The following is a 9,046-nucleotide window of genomic DNA, read 5'->3' as shown; positions in this document are numbered from 1 at the left end:
AACTTATTAGCAAGAATACCGAATATAAACAATCGTACAACTCTTTCATCCCACCAACCTATGTATTCTAAAACCTTGTTATACAACGTTTAAATCAACAATACTAATAAATCAAACTTTAAATAAAACCGTATTTAGCGAGCCTGAGTAAAGCGAGTTTTCTCACTATACACATTTTTATTACTAAACTACTGATTTTCAAAAATATTCAAACATTTCATTTTGTGGTTTAGCAAGACATCAGATGTGGGATAGCGAGCTTCTCGCTAAATACAAAAAACCAAGCTCATATCAAAGCAGAAACCCGTTAGATCAAAAAACAATCCAAGCAACTTGCTTTGTCGTATCAACAACCTAAATAATAAGACTACAAACATAACGACAACCAAAACCATATGCGCGCCTTAAAAAAGCATAGTTACCTCAACATCTTGTTTCTAATCTTCTCCTTTATTTGCGGTATTTTTAGCGCTAATGCTGAAACCACCTATCTGACAGCATCCAAAGCGCGCGCACCTCACATCACTGTTTCTTTGATAAGTGAACACCAGACAATCACACTAAACTCTACTTTTTATGTCGGCGTGCTCCTAGAGCCTGACGAACAATGGCATACCTATTGGCGAAACCCCGGGGACTCTGGCGAAGCACCTAAAATCGAAATCACTTCTCAAACAAACATCTCCGTTGGTGAAATTGAGTGGCCGATTCCCAAAGCAATCCCCGTTGCGCATCTCACCAACTATGGTTATGAAGGGGCAACATTACTTATGTTGCCGATTGAGGTTAAAAATTTAGATAACACACCTGCTGAACTGACACTAAATGCGAGCTTATCTTGGCTAGTGTGCAAGGAAGACTGTATTCCTGGTTGGGCGGACTTAACGCTTGCACTGCCTTTGAGTGATGAAACCGCGAAGTCTAGCCAAAGCGCTATGTTTGAACGCACTCGATTGGCCTTACCCATGCAACAAACGTTAAACGGAAAGCATGAACTCAGCGAATCCCATATAGTGGTGGAAGTAGACACTTCAGATATCAATAACTTCGCTACAAAGACCTGGACACTCTTTCCGTTTAGAAGCGATGCAATACAACACTCAGCTGAACAAACGATTACTGGTGACGACGCAATCAAACAATGGCTAATTCCAAAATCGGACTATCTGTTTGACGACCCCAAAGAACTTAAATGGTTACTCAGTAATGGCGAACAGGCGTTTTATCTGGATACAAGCGTTAATCAAACATTAAATTTAAGCACAGGGGCTTCTGAAGCGACCAGCCTGTGGCTATATCTTTTAATGGCATTTATTGGCGGGCTTATCCTAAATATTATGCCCTGCGTGTTGCCAATCTTGTCGATGAAGGCAATGGCTTTACAACAAAAACATGAATCATTGGGCCAAAAGTGGGCGTATTTATTAGGTGTTTTAATTTCCTTTAATTTGTTCGCACTTGTGATTTATGTGCTTCAACAAACCGGTCAAGCTGTTGGCTGGGGTTTTCATATGCAAGAGCCCCTATTCATTGTACTGCTAAGCTTTTTATTTACTTTTATTGCGCTTGCACTGTTTGACGTGTTTGAAATGGCCAGTGGATTGGCAGGTTTTGGCCAACACTTGGTCGAAGGCAATAGTGCCAAATCTCATTTTTTCACTGGGGTGCTGGCCGTGATCGTTGCCTCACCTTGTACAGCACCATTTATGGCCGCTGCACTAGGCGTTGCACTTGTGAGTGATGCTTATGTCAGCTTCGCTATTTTTAATGCGCTTGCGCTTGGTTTTGCGCTGCCTATCACGTTGTTATTCATCTCAAGTAGGTTAAAAGCTTTCTTGCCCAAACCTGGCGCTTGGATGCAAACGTTCAAACAAGCCTTAGCATTTCCGATGCTCGCGACCGTAGCATGGTTAGTCTGGGTGTATTTAGGGCAGACAAATGCGGTAGCGCAATTCTTATTGATACTGTCATTAATTAGCTTTGCGATGTTCACGTGGGGACTTTCAAAATCCTCATCTTCACTCCTGCGAGTGATATTGATTTTAGGCGTGTTAGCCAGTATCGCGGTGCCTTTATTTTTATTGAATCCACAACAGGCGAATACCGCTTCAAACGCTGCTCAAAGCGCTGAAAATCATGTGCCATATGACCAAAACACGCTTGATGAACTAAAACAAAAGCAAGAAGTCGTATTTGTAAACATGACCGCGGATTGGTGCATTACATGCAAAGTGAATGAAAGTGTTGCATTGAGCAAACAAGCGGTATTGGACAAATTTGAAGCGCCAGATGTTCACTATATGTTGGGTAATTGGACAAATAAAAACCAAGCCATCCTTGATTACCTTAAGCAATATCAGCGCGCTGGTGTGCCACTATATGTGGTCTATGCTGGCGAAAAGCACGTAAACGTTTTACCACAAGTGTTAACCCCATCAATCGTCATTGATGCAATTGAACAAGCAAAACAGGAGCTAAATAATGATTAAAAAACTGATAACAACCGCGCTTTTCACCTTATCTTTAGTGAGCGCAAATGCACTTGCAAAAGTCAACATTGATGCACCCGCACCAGACTTTACACTGCAAGATAAAAACGGCAAACAAGTCTCTCTGTCTGACTTCAAAGGCAAGCATGTCGTTTTAGAGTGGACTAACCACTTGTGCCCATATGTAAAAAAACATTACGAAAGCAACAACATGCAAGCACTGCAGCAAAAGTACACTGAACAAGATGTTGTTTGGTTGTCAATTATTTCGTCTGCACCAGGTAAGCAAGGCTATGTAGAAGCGGATGAAGCAAAAGCGTTAACAGAATCGCGCAATGCATCTCCAAGCCATGTACTCTTTGACCCAGAAGGTGATGTAGGCAAGGCTTATTCGGCTAAAACAACACCGCATATGTATATCATCGATCCTGAGGGCGATTTGGTTTACGCCGGAGGCATAGACAGTATTAAATCGGCAAACCCTGCGGATATTCCAAAGGCCGAAGCGTTTTTTGACCTTGCCATGGCAGCTGATCTTAAAGGTGAAAAAATTGCTAAACCATTGACGCCGCCTTATGGTTGTTCAATAAAGTATAAGAGTTAGAAACAAACTCTAGTCAGCTGTTACCCGAACACTAATTGCATCTTTACATGCCGACCTAAAAAAGGCGTAATAGGCAAGCTAACAACATAGTAAACATTCAACCCTCACGTTTTGGTATCAGCATGACAATAAGCGCGCTTCATCAGTCACTTTTCGATAAAGGTATTTTAAATACGGTTGATTGCGCACGCAGTCATCAACAACGAGCTTGGGTGGCAAGTGCAATCCAAAAAATATCAGCAGACTTTAAACGAAGCGCCGATACACACTTACTCAAATTCAAGTTAAACGCGTTTAAAGATATTGATTTTTACCTTAAAGACGAATCAACGCACTTAACAGGCAGCTTAAAACACAGGCTTGCCCGCTCCTTATTTTTGTACGCTTTATGCAATGGCAAAGTATTTGAAGACACCACGATTGTCGAAGCATCCTCTGGTTCTACTGCTATATCCGAGGCCTATTTTGCGCGTTTATTAGGGCTTCCATTTGTTGCAGTGGTCCCCGATGGCACCTCTCCAGAAAAGCTAGAAAGCATTAAGCACTACGGTGGCACAATTGCTTATGCAGCATCCGATCAAATATATGTCAAAGCTCAAGAAATTGCGGATCAGCAAAACGGTTATTTTATGGATCAGTTTACCTATGCTGAGCGCGTAACTGATTGGCGAGGCAACAACAACATTGCTGAAAGCTTATTTGAACAGATGAGTGAAGAACCCTTTAGCGTGCCCTCATGGGTAGTCGTTGGTGCAGGAACAGGTGGCACGTCTGCCACTATTGGACGCTATATTCGCTATAAATCAGCAAATATTAAAGACACAAAGTTGTGCGTAGCCGATCCTGAAGGCTCTGTTTTTTATGACGTTTATTCGTCAGTACGAACCAGTGATAAGTCATTCACAACGGGCAACGAGGTATTCAAATGCTCACCATCCAACATTGAAGGTGTAGGCAGGCCAAGATACGAACCCTCATTCAATCCGTACATTGTTGATAAAATGGTTAAAGTCAGCGACGCGGCGAGCATCGCTACCGCTATTTGGCTAGAAAACTTGTTAAATCGCAAAGTCGGTGGCTCTACAGGTTTAAATGTATTTGCCGCTTTAAAACTTGCATCCGAAATGCAGCAAAACAATCAAAAAGGCAGTATCGTGACTTTGATCTGCGATGAGGGATCGCGTTATCTCAAAAGTATTCACAATGAACAATGGCGAAAAGAAAAAGGAATTGATGTCTCACCTTTTTTAACGCAGTTATTTCTATTGGATTGAATAAGAGAGCTCAAAATAGCGAAAAGCGGTTGTTTTAATCTTCTTTACATAGCTTCGAATTCTTGCCTTTCTTTACCTCAACTATTACTCTAGTAAATTAAGGAAGAGCAAGGCAAAGGAAAGTCATGAGAAAAGTGTTCAGTGCTGCAGCACTCTCGATAATATGCTGCCAACCGTCTCAAGCAGACACATTACAATCGCTATTTAAATCAAGTTTAGGTGAGTTACACAGCTCATCTCTTCAACTGCAACAGCAAGATATCCCGCTTTCAATTGCTCAGTCTAACTCAATTCAAGTCAGCGTTGAAAATATCGAGTATACATTTAGCTCAATGAAACAAAACGTTACTGCAAATGGAAACCGAATCTGGCTGGGGCAAACGGATGCTTATCAAAGTTTAAGTTTAATTCAATCTGATTACGGGCTCAGTGGGCACCTGAGGGTAAATGGTCAGGTTTGGAATTTGATTAAGCACCACGAAAATGACTATGAATTCGTACTCAATTCTGAAATTGCGGAGCGCGAACAAAGCTCTGAACTTGATGTGCTTGACTCGCGTAACCTGCCGAAGGAAAAGTCAAGCAATGCTCAAAGCTCATCAGGACAACAAAGCTCATTAGAACGCCACAAAAGCTATGGTTTTGAGCAAGAGAATCAGATAAACGTATTGGTTTACTACAGTAGCGAAGCCAAGAGTAAACATCCAGATATTGAAGCATTAATTGAGCTTGAATTTGCTGAAACGAATGCCGCTTTTGAAGCATCTGAAATAGACATCAACCTTGTAAAGACAGCGGTGATTGAGGTCAATGACGCCAATCAAGACGATAACTTGTTTGATATGTTAAGTGCACAGGGCGCGTATCAAAATCTGCCCAACTTACGAAACAGATACCAAGCTGATCTTGTACACTTTTTTGGTGGAAGAATCGGGTTTGTATGCGGCAAAGCTTGGTACTCCGTAGATGAATCAGGTTGGAGCGATGAGGTTTATGGCCTAGGCTCAACTAGCGACAGTTGCTTTGGTAATCTAACATTTGCGCACGAAATTGGTCACAACCTTGCTGCAAAGCATGACCGGTATGTAGAAGACGGCGGTAACGACTATTTCAACTACGGTTTTGTAGATACTGAAAACAAAAAACAAACCATCATGTCATACAATGATCGCTGTAACGATGAAGTTGGGTTTTGTGACACTATCCCTTACTTTTCAAATCCGCGTGTTTTAGATGGCGATGCTGCTGTCGGTATAGAGAGAACAGACCCAGAGTCAGCCGACAACTCATTAATGATGAATCAAAGTGCTAATATTGTTGCCAACTTTCGAGGAGCAGGTGCCCCTACCAATATTCAGGTGAGCAAAACTGATACGCCGCGTGAACTCAAAGTAAGCTGGGATGAGTTTCCAAATGCAGATGCTTTTGAACTTGAAGCGAGGTGGCACTCGAATGAAGAGTGTCGTTTCGACCGATTCTCTACCAATTACACATTCACTCCAGAAATAAGTGACAATAGCGCGTTGATCACTATTCCTTCGAGTCGAGTGGCAAACTTATGTATCTCTGTGGCGGCCAAAAAATCATATGAATGGGTTGATGACCAACAAGTTGAAATCAAAAGCCTGTACAGTTTACCCGCCATAATCAACCTAGCAGAATCATCCGCTAACAATATTGCCCTGCCTACAGTATTTGAGTCTACTAGCGCAGAAACCGTGTTTACTGTTGATTTTGTCATCGAAAATGCTAATAACCCTTCAGTCAGTATTGTTGACCAAGGTAACTATAACGAATTTTCAGTCACACTAGCGCCATTGGAAAATGATCAATTCCAACTTGTTATTGAAAATCAAAATAGCACAAATGGATTTGCTCAGGTCCAAGTGAGAAATGCTGATGAAGTAAAACAAATCTGGATTGTCGCCGAAGGTTTTGTGAATCAAGCGCCGATGATTGAAGTCCAGGAAAATGCTGTTTTACAACAACTTCAAAGCGTCGAGATACCATTGAAGATAATTGATGAGTCACGTATTGATCTGATCGAAGTTTCTGCCCTTTCAAACGATGAAACATTGATTAACCCAGATGCGATAGCGTACGAAAATGGCGTTATAACCATAAAATCAACAAGTGAACTGTTTGGTGAAACAAGCATATCTGTGGTTGTTTTTGATGGCGAATTGACTACCACAAAAGACGTCAACATTTCAGTTGAAAGATCAATTTACAACGAACCCATAGTGCCTGAACAGGTAAACGTATTTGTTAAACCTAGACAAACGCTTTTAAGAGAATTGCCCGGTGAAGATATTGATGGCGATGATTTAGTTTACGAGGTAGTCAAAGCTCCTAGTTTTGGTGAGCTTAGCTTAATGGAGCATACATTCAATTATTCTCCCAATAATGATTTTGAATCAGATCAATTAGAGTTATCCGTAAAAGACGTGAGCTCAGAGCAAACTCATACTGTGTTAATCAACATTTTACCCTTACCGCGTCAAGAACTGCCCTATCAACAAAAGCTGTCGAGCATACAAGGAAGAACGCTGTTTTTAAGCCATCGAGGTGATTTATATGAATGGGGTAATTCTATTGATAACGTTATTTACAGCCAACCACATTTACGTTCATCCGGCTGGGTAGATTTTGATCTAAACCAAAGCGCATTGTATTTACTAAAGGCTGACGGCTCGTTGTGGTTTGAAGGTCAAGAAGGACAGTTATTCAGCGACGGCGGCAATGACATTATTGGCCCCGTTCAAATCGGTACTGACAATGATTGGGTTGATCTGCAAGATAGTGACACGTTTAGTTCCGCCACATTAGCACTTAAAGCAGATGGCAGTATCTGGGCGCTAGGTAATTATTTGTCGACAGAAAACTTGCCTGCCCACAAACAGTCCCTCCCCTATACTCCATTGAATGTTGTGCAGTTAAATGGGCTGTATAATTGGAAAGGTGGAAAGTTTGACGAAGTCAGTGCTTTTTTCGACAACGAAGGCAAAGTATGGACCTCCGGCACTCCTCGTTTTAGCTCGTTGGCACGCCCTCTACGCAATAGTTTTTTGTCTCCAATCGATTTTGATGTACCAGTAGAAGATATGTTTTTCTCCTTGTGGCGCATGTTTGTCGACACACAAGATGGCATATATGGCTTAGGTTCAAACAATTTCATGCAAGACAGTATCACCCAAGAAGAACGAAATGAGCTGGGCTATTACCCACTGACCTTGTCTAATACGCAAAACTGGAAAGTGAAGAGTTATGCCACTTATGGCTTCATCGGTATCGATCAAGAAAACAAACTATGGACATCCGCCACCCAATCAGCCCCCAGATTGGGAAGAGGCGCGTCCCCTATAAGGAGACTAACCTCTGTTACATCTGATAACCTCTGGGCAACTGCCTATGCTACGAGAGAAGCAAACTATGCGGTTGATGCAACAGGACAAATGTGGGTAGCTGGCAGGACTGACTACGTAGATTATGAATTAGGCTTGGGTGAACCACCCATCACATCTACTGACGAATTTTTACCCATAGAAGGGCTTCCTATTAGCAGCACCGGCGTAACTGACTCAGACGAAGATGGCATATTAGATTACTTGGACCCCGACGATGATAATGACGGCGTAGTTGATAGCGTAGACGCTAATCCAGATGATCCTAATATCCGCCGTGACAACGATCTAGACGGTATTGACGATTCAGTTGATCCAGACGATGACAACGACGGCGTGCCTGACACCGAGGATATGTTTCCGTTTGACGCAAGCGAATGGCTGGATACTGACTTAGATGGTATTGGCAACAACGCTGACGAAGATGATGATGGTGACGGTTATATTGATACTGATGATGCTTTTCCTTTAGACGCAAGTGAATGGGTAGACACTGACTTAGATGGCGTTGGTAACAATGCTGACACTGATGATGATAACGACACGTACCTAGATCAAGATGATGCTTTTCCTCTTAATCCAAACGAATGGCTTGATACCGATCTCGATGGAACCGGCAATAACGAAGATAGCGATGACGACAATGACGGTGTTGCAGATGCAAATGACGCGTTTCCATTAGATGCCACAGAAACCGAAGACTTTGATGGTGATGGCATTGGAAATAACGCTGATAATGATGATGACAACGACGGTGTCGATGATACATCCGATGCGTTCCCATATAATGCCGCCGAAACAACCGATTCAGATGGTGACGGCATAGGTAATAACGCTGATAGTGACGATGATAACGACGGTGTGCCTGACTCTTCAGATGCGTTTCCATTAGACTCATCAAGAACCGAACGTCCTACACCAACAAGTACAGAATCCGGAAGTGGCGGTGGAAGCACTTCACCAATGCTGTTGTTAGGGTTGTTAGCCTTGCTATTTTTAAGGCGTCGATTTGCTTAAAACGTAAAATAAAAAGCGACGTTATTAAATAGGTAAAAACGTCGCCAAAAAACAATTTATTTGTTGAACGATGGGTCTGGTGTTCCTTTAAAGCAAGCCAAAACATATGGAAACCCATCTGAAGAGTCAGACACACCGTCGTTATCATCGTCACTATCAGCTCGTGTGGCTTGATGTCTATTCGTAACAAGTTCTTCTCGTTTGTACTTAGTATCGACACAGCTCACTGACCTCTTAGTCATTTTCCAACATTTCAGT

The 9,046-nt window shown here is 42.1% G+C and carries 5 protein-coding genes; 4 read left to right on the top strand and 1 reads right to left on the bottom strand.

Features of this window, described 5'->3' with window-relative positions; translation table 11 throughout:
* Positions 1-395 precede the first annotated feature (395 nt).
* The 4 genes from KUL10_RS14935 to KUL10_RS14920 all read left to right on the top strand — a co-directional run bounded on the left by KUL10_RS14935 (position 396) and on the right by KUL10_RS14920 (position 8,788).
* Positions 396-2,489 carry a protein-disulfide reductase DsbD gene (locus tag KUL10_RS14935; RefSeq protein WP_110429750.1) on the top strand — a complete coding sequence of 698 codons (2,094 nt, stop codon included), beginning with the start codon at positions 396-398 and terminating at the stop codon, positions 2,487-2,489.
* Complete coding sequence (locus tag KUL10_RS14930) at positions 2,482-3,093, top strand: thioredoxin family protein (protein ID WP_233499847.1); 612 nt, start codon at positions 2,482-2,484, stop codon at positions 3,091-3,093. The genes KUL10_RS14935 and KUL10_RS14930 overlap by 8 nt, the downstream gene beginning before the upstream one ends.
* Before the next feature lie 122 nt (positions 3,094-3,215).
* A complete protein-coding gene (locus KUL10_RS14925) occupies positions 3,216-4,367 on the top strand; it encodes a PLP-dependent cysteine synthase family protein (protein WP_110429749.1) in 1,152 nt (383 codons plus the stop codon).
* A gap of 125 nt (positions 4,368-4,492) precedes the next feature.
* Positions 4,493-8,788 (top strand): zinc-dependent metalloprotease family protein, encoded by a 4,296-nt coding sequence (locus KUL10_RS14920; protein ID WP_110429748.1) that lies wholly within the window; start codon positions 4,493-4,495, stop codon positions 8,786-8,788.
* Between the two features lie 56 nt (positions 8,789-8,844).
* Here the strand turns inward: KUL10_RS14920 and KUL10_RS18545 are convergent, their stop codons facing one another.
* The gene (locus KUL10_RS18545; protein WP_146216788.1) at positions 8,845-9,030 is read right to left on the bottom strand and encodes a hypothetical protein; all 186 of its coding nucleotides are present in this window, start codon (positions 9,028-9,030) and stop codon (positions 8,845-8,847) included.
* Between the last annotated feature and the right edge of the window lie 16 nt (positions 9,031-9,046).

It is taken from the genome of Glaciecola sp. KUL10 (assembly GCF_003203515.1).
Classification (GTDB): Bacteria; Pseudomonadota; Gammaproteobacteria; order Enterobacterales; family Alteromonadaceae; genus Glaciecola.
This window is presented reverse-complemented; position numbering and strand designations above follow the sequence as displayed.